Origin of the sequence: Spongiibacter taiwanensis, from assembly GCF_023702635.1 — a bacterium.
In the GTDB taxonomy this organism is placed as follows: Bacteria; Pseudomonadota; Gammaproteobacteria; order Pseudomonadales; family Spongiibacteraceae; genus Spongiibacter; species Spongiibacter taiwanensis.
This window is the reverse complement of sequence record NZ_CP098455.1, coordinates 1025221-1040866: the sequence shown is the minus strand read 5'-3', so window position 1 is coordinate 1040866 and position 15646 is coordinate 1025221. Positions and strand designations below refer to the sequence as shown.

14 protein-coding genes are annotated in these 15646 nt (G+C 58.5%); 7 read left to right on the top strand and 7 right to left on the bottom strand.

Going from position 1 to position 15646, the window contains the following annotated elements; all coding sequences use genetic code 11:
• Nucleotide 1: 1 nt before the first annotated feature.
• Genes NCG89_RS04880 through cls form a run of 4 tightly spaced genes read right to left on the bottom strand, consistent with a single transcriptional unit; the run spans nucleotide 2 to nucleotide 4991 of the window.
• Nucleotides 2–2296: a PqiB family protein gene (locus NCG89_RS04880; RefSeq protein WP_251088649.1), complete on the bottom strand. Its 2295-nt coding sequence runs from the start codon at nucleotides 2294–2296 to the stop codon at nucleotides 2–4.
• Entirely contained in the window at nucleotides 2289–2906 is a 618-nt protein-coding gene (locus NCG89_RS04875) for a paraquat-inducible protein A (RefSeq protein WP_251088648.1), read from the bottom strand. Before NCG89_RS04875 ends, NCG89_RS04880 begins: the two co-directional genes overlap by 8 nt.
• Entirely contained in the window at nucleotides 2903–3517 is a 615-nt protein-coding gene (locus NCG89_RS04870) for a paraquat-inducible protein A (RefSeq protein WP_251088647.1), read from the bottom strand. Before NCG89_RS04870 ends, NCG89_RS04875 begins: the two co-directional genes overlap by 4 nt.
• Before the next feature lie 4 nt (nucleotides 3518–3521).
• The gene (gene cls, locus NCG89_RS04865) at nucleotides 3522–4991 is read right to left on the bottom strand and encodes a cardiolipin synthase (protein WP_251088646.1); all 1470 of its coding nucleotides are present in this window, start codon (nucleotides 4989–4991) and stop codon (nucleotides 3522–3524) included.
• 521 nt (nucleotides 4992–5512) lie between these two features.
• Here cls and NCG89_RS04860 point away from each other — a divergent pair.
• The 6 genes from NCG89_RS04860 to NCG89_RS04835 all read left to right on the top strand — a co-directional run bounded on the left by NCG89_RS04860 (nucleotide 5513) and on the right by NCG89_RS04835 (nucleotide 11450).
• Nucleotides 5513–5800, top strand: coding sequence for a hypothetical protein (locus NCG89_RS04860; RefSeq protein ID WP_251088645.1), 288 nt, complete (start codon nucleotides 5513–5515; stop codon nucleotides 5798–5800).
• A gap of 41 nt (nucleotides 5801–5841) precedes the next feature.
• Nucleotides 5842–6459 carry a PAQR family membrane homeostasis protein TrhA gene (gene trhA, locus NCG89_RS04855; protein WP_251088644.1) on the top strand — a complete coding sequence of 206 codons (618 nt, stop codon included), beginning with the start codon at nucleotides 5842–5844 and terminating at the stop codon, nucleotides 6457–6459.
• A gap of 50 nt (nucleotides 6460–6509) precedes the next feature.
• Nucleotides 6510–6803 (top strand): hypothetical protein, encoded by a 294-nt coding sequence (locus tag NCG89_RS04850; RefSeq protein WP_251088643.1) that lies wholly within the window; start codon nucleotides 6510–6512, stop codon nucleotides 6801–6803.
• Between the two features lie 295 nt (nucleotides 6804–7098).
• Nucleotides 7099–8982 (top strand): DEAD/DEAH box helicase, encoded by a 1884-nt coding sequence (locus tag NCG89_RS04845; RefSeq protein WP_251088642.1) that lies wholly within the window; start codon nucleotides 7099–7101, stop codon nucleotides 8980–8982.
• Nucleotides 8983–9123: 141 nt separating this feature from the next.
• Entirely contained in the window at nucleotides 9124–10251 is a 1128-nt protein-coding gene (chrA, locus tag NCG89_RS04840; protein WP_251088641.1) for a chromate efflux transporter, read from the top strand.
• Between the two features lie 68 nt (nucleotides 10252–10319).
• Nucleotides 10320–11450, top strand: coding sequence for an alkaline phosphatase D family protein (locus NCG89_RS04835; RefSeq protein ID WP_251088640.1), 1131 nt, complete (start codon nucleotides 10320–10322; stop codon nucleotides 11448–11450).
• 43 nt (nucleotides 11451–11493) lie between these two features.
• On the opposite strand, the gene NCG89_RS04830 is transcribed toward NCG89_RS04835, so the two are convergent.
• Nucleotides 11494–12552 carry a PA0069 family radical SAM protein gene (locus NCG89_RS04830; RefSeq protein WP_251088639.1) on the bottom strand — a complete coding sequence of 353 codons (1059 nt, stop codon included), beginning with the start codon at nucleotides 12550–12552 and terminating at the stop codon, nucleotides 11494–11496.
• A 271-nt stretch (nucleotides 12553–12823) separates the two neighbouring features.
• On the opposite strand from NCG89_RS04830, the gene NCG89_RS04825 reads away from it, so the two are divergent.
• Complete coding sequence (locus tag NCG89_RS04825; RefSeq protein ID WP_251088638.1) at nucleotides 12824–13306, top strand: aminoacyl-tRNA deacylase; 483 nt, start codon at nucleotides 12824–12826, stop codon at nucleotides 13304–13306.
• Nucleotides 13307–13387: 81 nt separating this feature from the next.
• Here NCG89_RS04825 and NCG89_RS04820 read toward each other — a convergent pair whose 3' ends face one another.
• Both NCG89_RS04820 and NCG89_RS04815 read right to left on the bottom strand, forming a co-directional pair.
• The gene (locus NCG89_RS04820) at nucleotides 13388–14110 is read right to left on the bottom strand and encodes a dienelactone hydrolase family protein (RefSeq protein WP_251088637.1); all 723 of its coding nucleotides are present in this window, start codon (nucleotides 14108–14110) and stop codon (nucleotides 13388–13390) included.
• 24 nt (nucleotides 14111–14134) lie between these two features.
• Complete coding sequence (locus tag NCG89_RS04815; RefSeq protein WP_251088636.1) at nucleotides 14135–15436, bottom strand: GntP family permease; 1302 nt, start codon at nucleotides 15434–15436, stop codon at nucleotides 14135–14137.
• Between the last annotated feature and the right edge of the window lie 210 nt (nucleotides 15437–15646).

Below are 15646 nucleotides of genomic sequence, written 5' to 3'. Positions count from 1 at the left end.
CCTATTTTGGCCGATCATCAATTGGGATTTTTGGTGCCCACTGTAACCATTCTGGCTCGACCGAGTCATGCAGTTTGAACTGGCTGCCGGGTGCAACCAGGGCGCCGTCAGCATCCGTTTCGGGCGTGGCCAGCGCAATGCCGCCTTCAAGTAGCGACTCCACCGATTTGCTGCGAATGGTGGTGCCGCTGAACAGACCGAACTTCACGGCCACGCCGCTGGAGTTCCAGAACCGGGTGGTGCTGCGGATCAGGGGTACGAAACGCGGCAGAATGTTGATGTGAATCAGCGTTTGGGTCGCATCGGGCGCAAGCTCAAAGGCAAACACTTCGCCCACCGGAATGTCCCGGTAAAACACTTTTACGCCTTCCTTGATTGAGCCGCGCTGGGGGGCACTCAGTACCAGGTTCAGCCCCTTGGCGGGCTTTTCCAGGGGCGGTGGAACGTCCAGACCGATAAAGCGTTTTTGAGTGCTGCCCTCACCGGGGCGAACGCTAATGTAGCTGCCGGTGACCAGGGTTTCCAGGTTGCGTGTGCCCACCAAGCCCAATTGCGGTTTGACCACCCAGAACTGGCTGCCCTCTTTGGCCAGGGCTTTGGCGGAGGGCACCAGATGGGCTTTGACGATGACGCCACCCATGTCGCTGCTCAGCTCCACCGCGCTGACTTCACCGACCTTGATGCCCTGATATTTCAGTTCGGTGCCCTTGTTAACGCTGTTGCCGCTGGCAAAGCGGATTTCTATATTCTGCCCTTCTTCGGCGTAGGTGCTCTCGAAATTGGGGAAGAGGGTGTACTTCAGGCCTTCCCAGGCCGCTTGCGGCTTGGCGACTTCCGGGGTGTGAAAGGCAATACCTCCAGCCACAATGCTGCTGACAGATTCCGCCTGGATTTCCAGACCGCCGAGGCCACCGCTGACTGAGAAGCCGCTGGCATTCCAGAATTGGGATTCACGGCGGACGAGGTGCTGATAGCGCTGGTGAATAAAAATACCCAGCTCGACGCCGTCAGGATGAAGCGAGACGGTTTCCACCTGACCGACGGCGATCTTGCGATAGTAAATCTTGGTGCCTTCGCGCACCGAGTGCAATTCCTCCGCCTCCAGTTTCAGGCGCAGTCCTGGGGCCTGAATGCGGGTCTTGGGCGGCTCGTTTAATGCGGTGTACAGGGCCAGTGCCTGGCCGGGTTGACCGTCGACCTTCATGGCAACGTAAGGCCCGCCGACGAGAGTGTCCAGGCCGCTGATGCCGCTGGTGGAAATTTCCGGGGTCACCAACCAGAAACGGGTTTCGCTATTGAGGTAGCGCTGGTTGGGTGAAGTGATGCGGATCTTGGCATCCACCCCCTGGGTTGGATCGTTCTCGGTGAATTTCACCGAGTCCACCTCTCCGACCTCAATCCCCGCCATGCGCACTTTGGTGCCAGCCTGAACTCCGTCAGGGCGGTGGAAGTGAACATTGACGAGGCTGCTGCCCCGGGCCAAGGCCCGGGTGGCGTGGAGCTTGAAGTGGCTGCCAGAGTCTACCGGGGCCGCGTCTTTCTCCGGTGTATCAAAGGCAATACCCCCGGCGATAATGCTGGCCATTGAACCGGCGTCGAGGTTGATGCCTTGTAACCCCGCACGCACTTTTACGCCGGACTGATTCCAGAACCGGGAGCTGGCATTGACCAGATGGCGGTACTGGGGGTCGAGGCGCAGGTTGATCTCGACGCCTTTTTCGCGCAGTTGATAACCCTCGACATCGCCGACATCAATCTGCTGGTAGAGCACCGGGGCACCGAGGCTAATGGAGCCTAGCTGGTCGGCTTCCAGGATTAACTTTAAGCCCGGAGCATTGTTGGCAAAGGGCGGCGGTTCCGGCAGGGCGGTAAAGCGCTGGGCTTCTTTGCCATCGCCGGGTTTGAAACTGATGTAGTTACCGGCAACCAGAGTGTCCAGTCCGGAGACACCTGACAGGGATATTTGGGGTTTGACCAGCCAGAACTCGGTCTTTTCGCGAATGAGAGGGGTGATCTGGGTGTCCAGCTCTAGCGTGGCGGTCACGCCGCTAAGGTCATCATCCAGCTTTAGCGCGCTGACCCGGCCGACATTGATGCCCTGGTAGACCACCGGGGTTTTGCCGGCTGAAATACCGCTGCCATTTTCAAAGGCGACGGTAATTTCCAGACCCGCTTCGGAGATATTTTTGTAGAGCAGCCACAGGGCGATGGCGAGCGCGATCAGCGGCAATAGCCAGACAACAGAGACCCCCCGCTTGGGCTTGACGTTGGCGGCGCGAAGGTGGGGTTCACTCATTTTCCAGGTCCCATATCAATCTTGGGTCAAAGCTGTTGGCGGCAAAGATGGTTAACACTACCACGGCGCCGAAGGCTGTCGCCCCCGGGCCGCTCTCGACATTGGCAATATTGCCGAGATGAACCAGGGTGACGAGAATCGAGATCATAAACAGATCGAGCATCGACCAGCGTCCGATAAAGTGGACGAAGCGATACAGGGCGATGCACTGGGTGCGGCTAAGGGGCAGGCGCCATTGCACCACCAAAAGCAGGGTGATAATTGCCATCAGCTTGATGATTGGCACCACAATACTGGCGATAAAGACAATGGCGGCGATCGCCCACAAGCCGGTGTTCCACAGGTCAACGATGCCGGACATGATGGTGTCCGGTTCGCCCTTGCCGAAGTGAATCACAGTGAGGATGGGCAGCAGGTTGGCCGGTAGTAATAATAAGCTGGCGGCAATAACGTGAGCCCAGGTGGTTTGCACGCTGCGGGGGCGACGCAGGTAAAGCTCGCTGTCACAGCGCGGGCAATGGGCGATTTCCTTTTTGCCCAGCGACGGCATTTTACTGAGCAGGCCACACTGCATGCAGCGCGCCAGGCCGCGACGCATGGCAGAGGTCATTGGGGACGCTCCGACCAGTGCTGCCAGGCGAGCTCGGAATGGAAATGCTGGCCCGCCAAAATGACGCACAATAATAATCCCGTCAGGCAGGGGGCGCCTGTGGCGAGGCTGATCTCCCCCGGGTCCATCATTTTGATGTAGGCCACCAGGGCGCCCATCGCAAAAACTTCCAACATGCTCCATTCCTGCATTTTGTGGGTAGCGCGGACCAGCTGCGGAAAGCGGCTAGGGTGCCAGCCCTGGCGAATGCAAATGCAGGTGAGGGCAGTGAACAGCAGCTGCAGGAAGGGGGCGGCGATGGTGCACAGCAGGACCAGCAGTGCCACTGGGGTTTCCTGCTCTGCCAGCAGGCGGCCTACACCGCTGACCAGTGAATGGCTGCCGTGTTGGCCCAGCATGTCGACCTTCATCAGCGGCAGGGTAATGGCTGGCGCAAACAGGATGAGACCGCTGACTGCAGCGGCTAGGGCGAGATTGTCCGGCCCGCGTTGGGCAGGTGATAACACCGCGTCACAGCGGGGGCAGGTGTGGTGGTCGGCCTTGCCCGAACTGGGGAGGGTCACCAGCAGGTCGCAGTCTGGGCAAGCGCAGAGGGAGTCGGCTTCAGTCATGACATCATTGTAGTGGCGCGAACAGATAGGCGCAGCGGCTGAGCAGGCGGCGCAAAAATCCCCAGCTCGACACCTCCCTGGGCAGTAGCTGACGGCAGGCACCGAGGTCTTCGGTTAGCATCGCTTCCATTTCTGCCGCGAACTCACGATCGCGGAACAAGGCGCAGATTTCGAAGTTGAGGCGGAAGGAGCGATTGTCCAGGTTGGCGGTGCCGACCATGGCCAGATCATTGTCCACCAACAGGACCTTTTGGTGAAGGAATCCTTTTTGGTAGTAGTAAAACTGAACCCCCATCGCCATGGTTTCTCGAATTGCCGAGTAGGACGACAACTGAATGATGAGCTTGTCCGGGTTTCTGGGCAGCATGATTTTGACGTCGACTCCCCTGAGGGCGGCCAGTTGCAGGGCCATAATGACCGGGGCATCCGGCACAAAATAGGGGCTAACGATCCACAGCCGGTCTTTGGCATTGTGGATCAGGTCGATAAACATCAGCGCGCAGCTGTCCATGGAGTCAGCCGGACCGGTGGCAAGAATCAGCCCGTCGTAATTGGCTTTGCTGCTTTTGGCCAGTGTCCAGTTGAGCGGTGGTAGGGTTTCACAGGCCCAGTACCAGTCTTCGGCAAAGGCGAGCTGCACCGCCTGCACCGCCGGACCGGTGATGCCCAGGCTGGTATCACGCCATGGGCTCAGGCGGGGATGGTGATGCCGGTATTCGTCGCCGACATTCATCCCTCCCACACAGGCGTATTTGCCATCCACCACCAGAATTTTGCGGTGGTTGCGAAAATTGAGCTGGAGCCGATTGCCCAGGCCTTTGGTGCTGTTAAAGGGCGTGATGTGGATGCCGCCGTCTCGGAGTCGTTGAATAAAGCCCCGGGACAGCTGGAAGCTGCCGATCTCATCGTAGATGCAATAAATCGCAACGCCTTCGGCGGCCTTCTCTAGTAGAAGGTTGGCCAATTCGCTGCCGATACGATCCTCCCGAATGATGTAGTACTCGAGCAGCACGTACTCCTTGGCATTGCGGATGTGGGCAAACATATTGGCGAAGGCCCGGTCGCCGTCAATGAGCAACTCGGCGCTGTTCCCCCCGGAGGTGGGCAGTGCCGCCAATTGGGCCAGGCTCGCCAGGCGACTATCATCGCGGGTCTGCGGCGGCATTTCGTCAAAGGCGTTGCTCAGCTGGTGTGACAGTCGGGCGATCTCGGCATTGGCGCTGCGTTTGGCCATGGCGTAGCCGCGAAATTTGCGGCGGCCGAATATCCAGTACAGGGGAACAAACACCACCGGCAGGACCACCAGCACAATGGCCCAGGCCACCGCACCCTGGGCGGTGCGGGTTTTTAGAATCGCCTCCAGGGCCGATACGATGCCAAGCAGTGATATTAGGCCGTAGACGAGGGCCATCAGGGCGCCGATGTTGTTTTCCAGCCCGCCAAACAGGGCGGTAAGTCCGCTTTCGGCTAGCAAAGTGTCTCCTTCCCTGTATCGTTATCGTGGCTGGGACTATTGGGAGGATAATAAGTTGCCAAGCGGCGACTGCCAACCGCAGGGTGATCTATTTTGGGGCGTCATAAAAATGCCCTAATGACACATTTCGGATATTGCATGGTCCGGGGAAGGGGTAGACAATCAAAAGAGATGGGGGTGCTGCCCGGCACTTCTGAACGGTTGGCCGCCGCGGTCGGCAGTGCGGTAAACCACGAACAACACGCGCCGCAAAACCGGCGTTGATAAGACAAAAGCAATAATAATGGCCGACCCTCCCGGTCGGTGGTGTGTCAATCTCCCGCTTTGCGGGAACTTAGGCCAAAGGGGCCTGTCGCATTCTTTGTCCCACCTAGTCGCTAGGGAGTAGCTAAAGTGGGAGCCGCCGCTAGAAATCACCCATGGTGATTCGGGCGTGCTGGTTTACAATGTGGCAGTGCTTATCAAGCGGGCAATAACCAGGAAGGTTGCGCTAGGTCCCTATGCAAGACGGAGGATGGTCAATGGATTTGACTCATGGCAGCGTGATTTGCGACGACGAGGAGTTGCTTGCAGATGTGCCGGTATACATCAGCAGTGACGCTAATTTCGCCCATTGGAGCGGGTGTTTGCACCTGCATCGAAAGACCCAGCTGGATTTTACCGAGGGGCTGGCCGGTAAGGATTACCGCATCCGCCTTCGGGACGGGCGACTGGGGAGTATCCGAATCCGTAAGGTGATTAGCACCAACGGAGCGAGCCACGTCGAGGTGCTCTTCGAGGGCGCGAGTCCGCTCAGAGAGTCGGCCTGATTGCCTTGACCTGCGGCTGGCGTCGACATGAGTGAGCCACAGTGTACAAAGGTGAACGGCTAAACAGTCTGACCCATCTGCTGGGTGCGATCGCCGCGATCATTGGCGGTGTCGCTCTGGTCATTCCCGCGCTGACAGAGGGCGACGTCTGGAAAGGCGTCAGCTTTGCCGTCTATAGCGCGTCACTTTTCCTTCTGTATCTTTTTTCGACCCTTTATCACAGCACTCGTGGGCCCCGAAAAGCGCTTTTTCGGCAGCTGGATCATCTGGCGATTTATTTGCTCATTGCCGGGACCTATACGCCCTTTCTATTGGTCAGCCTCCGGGGCTCGCTGGGGTGGTGGATGTTTGGCACCATCTGGGGCCTGGCGGCGGTCGGAATGATCGTCGAGTCATTTCCCAAATCACACCGCCGGTTGTGGGCCATTATCATTTATCTGCTGATGGGCTGGCTGTCGCTGGTATTGATCAAACCGTTAATCGCCGCGTTACCGGAGGGTGGCTTTACCCTGTTGCTGGCGGGTGGGCTGGCTTATACCTTTGGCATTATTTTCTACGTGCTGGACAAGAAAGTGCGTCACTTTCACGGCATCTGGCATTTGATGGTGCTGCTCGGCAGCGTCTGCCATTTCTTTACCGTGTACTTGTATGTGGCGTAGTGTTCGCTTAGTGGCGGGGTTGTCGGAAGAATTATATGAGTGGAGAGCATGTGACGGAGTCAAAATCCGCAAAATGGCAGTATCGCGTGGTGCTGGTTTTTGGCTTGCTCAATTCGCTTGGGCTGCTGGTCACCGCGATCTTTCCCTTTCATGTGGATGGCCGGTTGTACAGTTGGCCCGAGGCGGCAGGTCAGATGTCCCTGCAGGCACTGGTGGCGGCTGCGCTGGTGTACGCCAGTCAACAGCGGCTGCTCGGCAGCGAAATTGGTGAAAAGGCCTATCCGGCCGCGCTGGTTGCCTATCTGCTCTGGGCTTGCATGATGCTGCGCTGGGCCTCGCTGTAAAGCCTTTGGGGCGCAGCCAAGCTCTGCTAATCGCTCACGGCTGCCGCCATTGGCCAGCAGACCAATGCAAGCCTTTAAAATACAAGGAAGTTCGCATACTTCCGCCAGCCTGTTGAAGGCGCGCAATGAAATAGACAGGAGATCTATTCAACTGCCTGGTTAATAGTACCGCAAACATCCTGGGAAACGAGGGCTTTTAGCGGCATGAAGGAGTATACTTGCGGGTCGTTTTTGTCTCACACCTCTGGCATGTTCTCGCAACGTTCTGCGCGCCAGCATTTTCATGGAATCTCTCATGTCCCCTGCTTCTGAATCCGCCGCCTCCGGCGACATTTCCTTTGACTCTTTGAATCTGCGCGCCGAGGTCCTGGCCGCCGTCAAAGCAGTGGGATATGAAACCCCTTCACCCATCCAGGCCGCCACGATTCCGCTGTTATTGGCGGGGCGTGATGTTCTGGGCCAAGCCCAGACCGGTACCGGCAAAACCGCTGCTTTTGCGTTGCCAGTGTTGTCCTGTCTGGATGTGTCCAAACGGCGGGTTCAGGCCCTGGTACTGACACCGACCCGGGAGCTGGCCATTCAGGTGGCCGAGGCCATGCAGACCTACGCCAGCAAGTTGTCGGGTTTTCAGGTGCTGCCGATTTATGGCGGTGCGGATTACCGCGGCCAATTACAGGCCTTAAAGCGCGGGGTGCAGGTGATTGTGGGCACCCCCGGCCGGGTCATGGATCACATGCGTCGGGGCACATTGTCCCTCGACTCGCTCAGTCATCTGGTGCTGGATGAGGCCGATGAAATGCTGCGTATGGGGTTTATCGATGACGTGGAATGGATTTTGTCGTCGGTGCCAGAGCAGCGTCAGATTGCCTTGTTTTCGGCGACGATGCCACCGGCCATCCGGCGGATTGCCAACACCTATTTGAATGAACCCGAGCAGGTCACCATTCAGACCCAAACCACCACGGCGGTCACCATTCGCCAACGCTACTGGCTGGCCAAGGGCATGAATAAGCTCGATGCCCTGACCCGCATTCTGGAGGCTGAGCCCTTCGATGGCATGATCATTTTCGTGCGCACCAAGGTGCAGACCACCGAGCTGGCAGAAAAGCTCCAGGCCCGTGGCTTTGCCGCTGCGCCCCTGAACGGGGATGTGGCCCAGGCCCAGCGCGAGCGCACGGTGGATCAGCTGCGCTCGGGCAAGCTCGATATTCTGGTGGCCACGGATGTGGTTGCCCGGGGCCTGGATGTCGAGCGGGTCAGCCATGTCATTAACTATGATATTCCCAACGATACCGAGGCCTACGTGCACCGGGTTGGCCGCACGGGCCGGGCCGGCCGCTCCGGGGACGCGATTCTGTTTGTTGCCCCCCGTGAAAAACGCATGCTGTACAGCATTGAAAAGGCCACCCGACAAAGCATTCAGGAAATGGCGCTGCCCAGTGCTGAAAACATTAATGCGCTGCGCCAGGATCGCTTTCTGCAGCGGATTCAGGAGGCTCTGCAATCCCGGCATCTGCCCGCCTATCAATCGCTGCTCGCCGATTTTGCCCAGCGTGAAGATGTGGCGCCGTTGGACATGGCGGCGGCGCTGGCGATTCTCGCCCAGGATGACAAACCCCTGTTTTTAACCCCTGAGCCGAGCCGGCAGATTGCCGACAAAGATGTCACCCAGCGCGGTGTGCCAGGTCCCGTGCAGTGCTATCGCCTGGAGGTTGGGCGCGACCACGGTGCCAGTGCCGGTAACATTCTTGGCGCCATTGCCAATGAGACCGGTCTGACCGGTCAGGCGATTGGTCGCATTCAGCTGTTCCGGGACTTCAGCACTGTTGAGCTCCCCGCTGACCTGGGCCCCGAACTGCTGGAAGATCTGCAATCGGTATGGGTGGCCGGACAGGCACTGCGCGCCAGCGTTTACGAGGGCGGCGCAGCCCCGGACAAAGGCCATCGCGGCAAAGGCAGGAAGCCGGCCCATAAAGCCGGTGCCGGCAAGCCGGGTTATGCCAAGGGGGCAGGTGGCAAGAGCCCCGGTACCAAGAGTGCAGCCAGGCCGGCTGGCCAGAAAAAGTTGGCCAGCAAAGCGCCCGCCAGCAAGAGTGCACCTGTGAAGAAGAAAAAGCCAAAATCCCCGGCCGGTGATGGTTTTAGTCCGGTGACAAAGGCCAAGCGTCGTCCGGTCTAAACTCGCGCCGAGCAATGCGTTAGCACGGCCGTGTTAACGCAACTCCCGCCGCTGTTGTCGTCGAAGGCATGTGGCAAAGTGTTAACCCGGTAAGTCCCCGATTTATACTTGTGTGAGTGGGTTTAGCATGGAGCGCCTTCGGTGTTGCTGGATATTTTTCGTCAATTTCTCTATCTGGGCTGCGTTAGCTTCGGCGGCCCGGCAGCCCATATCGGCTATTTTCGTCGGGTTTTTGTCGATCAAAAGGCCTGGCTGAGCTCAGAGGAGTTTGCCGCCAAGCTGGCCCTGTGTCAGTTCCTGCCGGGGCCTAGCTCCAGTCAACTGGGTTTTGCGATCGGCTGTCATCGCGGTCAGCTCGCTGGCGGCGTGGCCGCTTTCCTTGGCTTCACCCTGCCATCTTTCTTGTTAATGCTACTGCTGGCGGTAGCCGGGCAACGCTTTGGTTTGCTCAATGGCGGCATGGTCAGCGGCTTGAAACTGCTGGCTGCGGTGGTGGTGGCTGATGCGGTGCTGACCATGTCAAAGCAGTTTTGCGTGAGCTGGATGGCCTGGGCGATCAGCCTTGTTGCTGCCGGCGCATTGCTGCTGAGCAATCAGCCGCTGTTGCAGCTTGTCGTGTTGATGCTGGGCGGTCTGGTCATGGCGGCGCGGCCAACCGATGGTGGCGCAGTGGCTGCCCGGTTGACCATGGGGCCTGAGGTGCTGAGCTTTGGTTTGACGTTTGTCACCTTGCTAGGGCTTAGCCTGATCTTCCCCTGGCACCTTTTCAGTCAGTTTTATGTTGCCGGCAGTATGGTATTTGGCGGCGGACATGTGGTGCTGCCCTTGCTGCAAAATCTGCTGTCCGGACTGGATCATGATACCTTCCTCACCGGCTACAGCGCTGCCCAGGCAGTGCCCGGCCCCATGTTTTCCCTTGCCAGTTTTTTGGGGGCGCAAATGTGGCAGAGCGCCCCCGTGCTTGGCGCGCTGGTGGCCTGTGCGGGCCTGTTTTTGCCGGGTTTTTTGTTGCTGCTGACTATTCAACCCAGCTGGACTCAGCTCAGCGCGCGGCCTCGAGCCAAGGCCTTTATCGGCGGGGTCAATGCCGGTGCGGTAGGGTTGCTGATGGCGGCCTGGATAAACCTGGTACAGCTGGAAATCCAATGGAATGTGCTCTCGGCACTGTGCGTTGTGTTCGGCTTTGTCCTGCTGCGCAGGGCGGTGTTGCCAGTATGGATTCTGGTGCTGGGTTTTGCTGCCCTTGGGGCACTGGCGCTGCCGTCTTAAGCTTGTCATTTCGCGGCGGTAACATGTTGGCTGGTCGTCAGAAATGCCCTGAGAATTGGAGAAAGCTTGTGACGTCTTATTCAAAAGTTGTTGTGTCAGCGCTGTTGGTTATGCTGGTGGCCTGTGCTGGCGGCGGCCCTAGACAGGGCAGTCAATCTCCTGCTGAGACCGTCCCTGTCGATCAGTTTAATGGCGGCCTGGCCTTTGGCTCCTGCCTGCGCCAGTGGCAACCCCAGCCGGTGTGGCAGTCTGTGCTGGCGAGCGGTGCGTCCGGTTTTATTTTTATGGGTGACAACGTTTACAGCGATGTCGGCCCCTATCGCCAGGTGCCGCCGCCAACCAACATCGCCGCGGCCTATCAGGATTTGAGTCTGGCACCGCAATTTGCTGCCTTTCGCAAGCAGGCAGACCAGCGCGGCTTGAGCCTGATGGCCACCTGGGATGACCACGATTATGGCGAGAACGATGGTGGCAAAGACTACCCCTATCAACGGCAATCCAGAGAGGAGTTTGCCGACTTTTTCAATCTGAACTTGTTGGAGTTGGGTGATGGTCTGGGTCGAGGCGTGTACCACAGCCGTTTCCTGTCGGTGGCCGGGCTGCGGGTTCAGGTGATTCTGCTCGATACTCGCAGTTTTCGCAGCCCTTTGAGGTACGCCGAAACCAAGCAGGCCTGTGCCCCTACCGGACTGATTCCCGAGACTGATCCGGGCGCATCAATATTGGGGGACGACCAATGGCGGTGGCTTGGAACGCAGTTGGGCAAGCCTGCCGACCTGCGTTTGCTGGTGTCCAGTATTCAAGTGTTGCCCGATGAGCACTGCTTCGAAAAGTGGGCGAACTTTCCCGCGGAGCGGCAACGCCTGTTTGCGCTGATAGATCAGCATCAGGCCGCGGGGGTGGTGATTTTGAGCGGCGACCGTCACCTCGGTGAAATCTCCAAACTCGACAGCTCGGTGGTCGGCTACCCACTCTATGAAGTGACCTCCAGCGGGCTGAACTCGGCGATGGGTGCGGCCAGTCCAGCGGCCAAAGAAAGCAACGCGCTGCGCGTAGCGGGAACCAATTTGCTGGCTGACAATTTTGGCTTTGTTGCAGTGCGCGGTCAGGGCGCTGACGCCGAAATCGCGCTTCAGCTTCGTGATGCCAGCGGTGTTGTTCGGCGCGAGGTGCGCGTCCCCCTTGCCAGCCTCAAATAGTTCGTGGCCATATTTTCTCTTAAATTGGCTCTTGCATCGGCGATTACAGCAAGGAAAGTTGATCACCCGGCTGGCTCGGCACCTTGAACTGACTGCAATCCAGCGGCGGTATTCCGGCGGGGTCAAAACCCGCCTTACGGTATGCCAGGTTGAAACGCTGGGTCAGTAATTCGGCAAAGATGCCGCTGCCTCGCATGCGCTCACCAAACTCGCTCTGGTAGAGTCGCCCGCCACGCATATCTTCAATACGCTTGATAACGTGTCCTGCTCGCTGGGGAAAGTGCTGGTAAAGCCAGTCTACAAAGATCTGCTGCAGTTCATGGGGTAAGCGCAGCAGAATGTAGGATGCGTCCTTCGCGCCGGCCTCGGCGGCTGCCATCAGAATGAGCTCCATTTCCTTGTCGTTGATGAGGGGAATGACCGGCGCGACCATCACGCTAACGGGAATGTCTCGCCCACTCAGCTCTCGCACGACCCGCAGGCGCGCATCGCCCGCGGCGGTTCTAGGCTCCAGGATGCGCTTTAGCTCACTGTCCAGCGTGGTAATGCTCACCGCTATATGTATCAATCGCCGCCGGGCCATTGCTTCGAGGAGGTCGGCATCGCGCAATATCAGCGTGCTCTTGGTAATGATCGACATGGGCTGATTAAACGCCAGAGCAACTTCCAGCAGCTGGCGCGTCAAACCAAGCTGGCGCTCCATTGGCTGGTAAGCATCGGTGTTGATGCCCAGCGAAATGCTTTCGCAGCGATAGCCGGGTTTGCTGAGCTCTCGCGCAAAGCACTCGACCGCATTGGTTTTGGCGGTGAGCTTGGTTTCAAAATCCAAGCCTGGCGACAGGTCCAGGTAGCTGTGACTGGGCCGGGCAAAGCAATACACGCAGCCGTGCTCACATCCGCGGTAGGGGTTGATCGACAGATTAGACGGTACATCCGGCGAAGTGATGCGATTGATCAGTCGTTTTGCCTGCTCGCTGCGAATCTCGGTCTGAGGGTGGCGCAGAGGTTGGCCGTCAGCGTCGAGCTCAATCCGGTTGATGGCGAAGCGGCCCTCGGCGTTCTGAGTGGCGCCGCGGCCTCTGATCATCGCGGGCGGCTGCATGGCAAATTCCTTAGACCTCAAAATGCTGTTTATTTGTACAGTATTTTTCTCGAGGGTCAAGCCCCGGTAGTCGTCAACGCGTGTTGCTGCCCCAGCTGCATGAGACTTTGTAGCTGATCTAAATCGTTATAAACCCTGGGTTTAAAGGCCTTGCTTCTTTAGCCTGATCAATTCTTAGACAGAAAAATCACTCCCTCCTATATTGAAAGGGACGCCCAGCGCGCCGCCTGCGCTGGGCAGGCTCTATTCGCAACCCTGGGAGGATGCCACCATGTCCGTTGCCCCAAGAATTGAAGCCCATCTGCGCAAGGTGGGAGTGAGTTACGATCTACTGGAACACCCCTTTAGCAAAACCAGCATGGATACCGCCCACCGGGCCCGGGTACCGCCTGCGGCGCTGGCCAAAGCGGTGATACTCCACGATGGCGAGTGCTTCAGGATGTGCGTGATTCCCGCCAATAAGCGTTTGATGTTGGAGCAGTTCAACAGCTGGCTGGGCGGGCGTTTTCGGCTGGCGACAGAGGATGAGCTGAGCGCCCTGTTCGATGACTGTGAGCCCGGTGCGGTGCCGGCCCTGGGGCAGGTCTATGGCATGTCGGTGGTTTGGGATGATGAGCTCGATGGTGAGGAGGATGTTTATTTAGAGAGCGGCGACCACCGTCACCTGATCCATTTGCGGCACGCCGCCTTTCGTGAGCTGATGGGTTTGCAGCAGCACGAGCGGATCAGCTACATGCCGCGAATGACCCATTAAATTCTGGGGCAAGTGATGTCATGGAGCCGGCCTGAGAAGGTCGGCTTTTTTTTATGGGGATAGCTCGTTCCCACAGTGGCGTCAGCCCGCAATCAGGGTATCGTTAAAAAATGTCAGCGAGCGCTGGCGGGCGAGTTGGGCGGCCTCGGCCTGGTATACCTCGGGACGGTCATGGGCATTAAAGGCGTGGCCCGCGTCGTACTCGAACATTGTCACTTCCGGGTTTGCTTCGGCAATGGCGGCTGTGGCGTTGCGGCCAATCAGTACATCCTGCCTTCCCCAGTGGGCGATGCTCGGACATTTTGGTTTGGCTGCCGGAAAGTCTGGAATGGCTGAGCCATAGTAGATCACCGCGGCTCCTATCCCTGGCAGTTTGCTGGCCGCGAGCCAGCTTAGGGTGCCGCCATAGCAGAAACCGACAATGCCCACCGCCTGACAGCCGCGTTCCTTCAGTGTGTAAATGCAGGTATCGATATCCAGCAGAGGCAGAGTGAAGCCGCTACTGCCGATGGTGCTCAGGCGCTGCTCAAGGCTGCTGTCATAATCCAGCACCAGGTCCTTTTGCAAACGGTCGTACAGCTGGGGGGCCAGCACATGGTAGCCCTGGTCGGCATAAAACTGGGCCACATCGACAATGCCGCGGTTCACGCCCATGGCCTCGTGGATGACAATCAAACCTGCGCCATTGGCCTGGCGTGGCAGCGCCTGGACGGCGCTAAACCAATGGCCGTCGCTGCTGCGCAGCGAGATTTTTTCCGCTGGCGAAGGTTTTTCTGAAGAAGGAATGTCTGGTGAGTTGCTCAACTTAGCCTCCCGAGATCGATTGCTTTACATCCATTGCATCAAAATGACCGCCAGAACCAAGCCCACTGCAGGAATCGCCATGGTGAGGGCGGCGATGGGCCAGTAGGCGCTCTTGTGGGTTTCACCGCAGATGGCCCGAACGGTGGTGACGATGTAGCCGTTGTGGGGCAGGGAATCCAGCGCGCCGGAGGCGATGGACGAGATGCGATGCAACTGATCCGGGTTTACCCCTTGATCAAGGTAATAGGGGCTGAGCACCGGCAGCGCGATGGACAGGCCGCCGGAGGCCGAGCCGGTCAGTCCGGCGATGGTGGTGACCGCAATTGCCGCGCCGATCAGCTCGTTGCCGGGTATGCCGGTCATGGCGTCTACCGCCACGGCAAAGGCAGGGGAAGCCTTAGCCATGGTGCCAAAACCAACAACGGCAGCGGTGTTGCCGATAGCGACCAAGGCCCCGGTGGTGCCTTCGTTGATAGCCTTGGACATATTGTGGAAGTAGCGGAAATTAATCAGCATGATGGTGAGGCAGCCGCCGAGCAGCGCCAGAATCAGGGCATATTGGGCCAGGCTTTCGTGAAAGAAAAAGGAAGTTGCCAGCACCACTAACAGGGGCAGCAGTCCTGTGAGTGGGTGGGGGTAGTCCCGCTCGGCAATATCCGGATCGCCTTCCCGGTGCTCGAATACTTCACCGTTGGCCACCGCCTTTCTGATCATGCGATTGATCCACCAGAAACCCGCCGCCGCCATAAACAGCGCAACAATCGCGCTTACTTCCCAAGCCGCGTAGGGGCTGGTATTGAGGTATTTCACCGGAATCCAGTTTTGAATTTCTGGCGAGCCGGCTGAGGTCATGGTGAAGGTGATGGAGCCGAAGGCCAGAGCGCCGGGAATAAATCGCCGGGGCAGATTGGCATCTTTGAACAGCCCTAGCGCCATCGGATAAACCGAAAACGCCACTACAAACACGCTCACGCCGCCGTAGGTGAGCACCGCACAGGCCATTACCACTGCGGCGACGGCGTGCTTGATGCCGATCTTGTCGATAATCCAGCGGGCGAGACTATCTGCGGCGCCGGTATCTTCCATAAACTTGCCGAACAGGCTGCCTAGCAGGAACATCAGGAACCAGGAGGCGACAAAGCCGGAAAAGCCTTGCATATAAGTGGTGACGAAGGCGTGATCGCCCTCGCCGGGAAAAATGGGAATGCCGCCAGTGAGCGTCACCACCAGGGCGCACAGGGGCGCGGCAATGAACAGATTCCAGCCCCGCAGAGCCAATACCGTGAGCAGCAACAAGCCGCCGATCAGACCAATCATACTGATCATAAAGGGTTTCCCTAGAGTGACATCGTGCACCTGGCGCCCGCCGTTATCGGGGAGTTGGTCCGATGGCGGCCCGGCGACTTTCGTTGTTAGCGCAAGGAATTCTGCCTGTTGCTGGCGGCAAGGGCAAACCGTGGTGTGGAATTGGAGTGAGTGGTACGGCAGGAGTGTGCTTGGAGGATGAGACCGGGCTGGCGGCGCCAGCCCGGTCTG

What these genes read in the sequence shown, in the direction of transcription:
- NCG89_RS04880 (WP_251088649.1), bottom strand. Translation starts at nt 2,296, where the DNA reads ATGAGTGAACCCCACCTTCGCGCCGCCAACGTCAAGCCCAAGCGGGGG.
- NCG89_RS04875 (WP_251088648.1), bottom strand. Translation starts at nt 2,906, where the DNA reads ATGACCTCTGCCATGCGTCGCGGCCTGGCGCGCTGCATGCAGTGTGGC.
- NCG89_RS04870 (WP_251088647.1), bottom strand. Translation starts at nt 3,517, where the DNA reads ATGACTGAAGCCGACTCCCTCTGCGCTTGCCCAGACTGCGACCTGCTG.
- NCG89_RS04860 (WP_251088645.1), top strand. Translation starts at nt 5,513, where the DNA reads ATGGATTTGACTCATGGCAGCGTGATTTGCGACGACGAGGAGTTGCTT.
- NCG89_RS04845 (WP_251088642.1), top strand. Translation starts at nt 7,099, where the DNA reads ATGTCCCCTGCTTCTGAATCCGCCGCCTCCGGCGACATTTCCTTTGAC.
- NCG89_RS04830 (WP_251088639.1), bottom strand. Translation starts at nt 12,552, where the DNA reads ATGCAGCCGCCCGCGATGATCAGAGGCCGCGGCGCCACTCAGAACGCC.
- NCG89_RS04825 (WP_251088638.1), top strand. Translation starts at nt 12,824, where the DNA reads ATGTCCGTTGCCCCAAGAATTGAAGCCCATCTGCGCAAGGTGGGAGTG.
- NCG89_RS04815 (WP_251088636.1), bottom strand. Translation starts at nt 15,436, where the DNA reads ATGATCAGTATGATTGGTCTGATCGGCGGCTTGTTGCTGCTCACGGTA.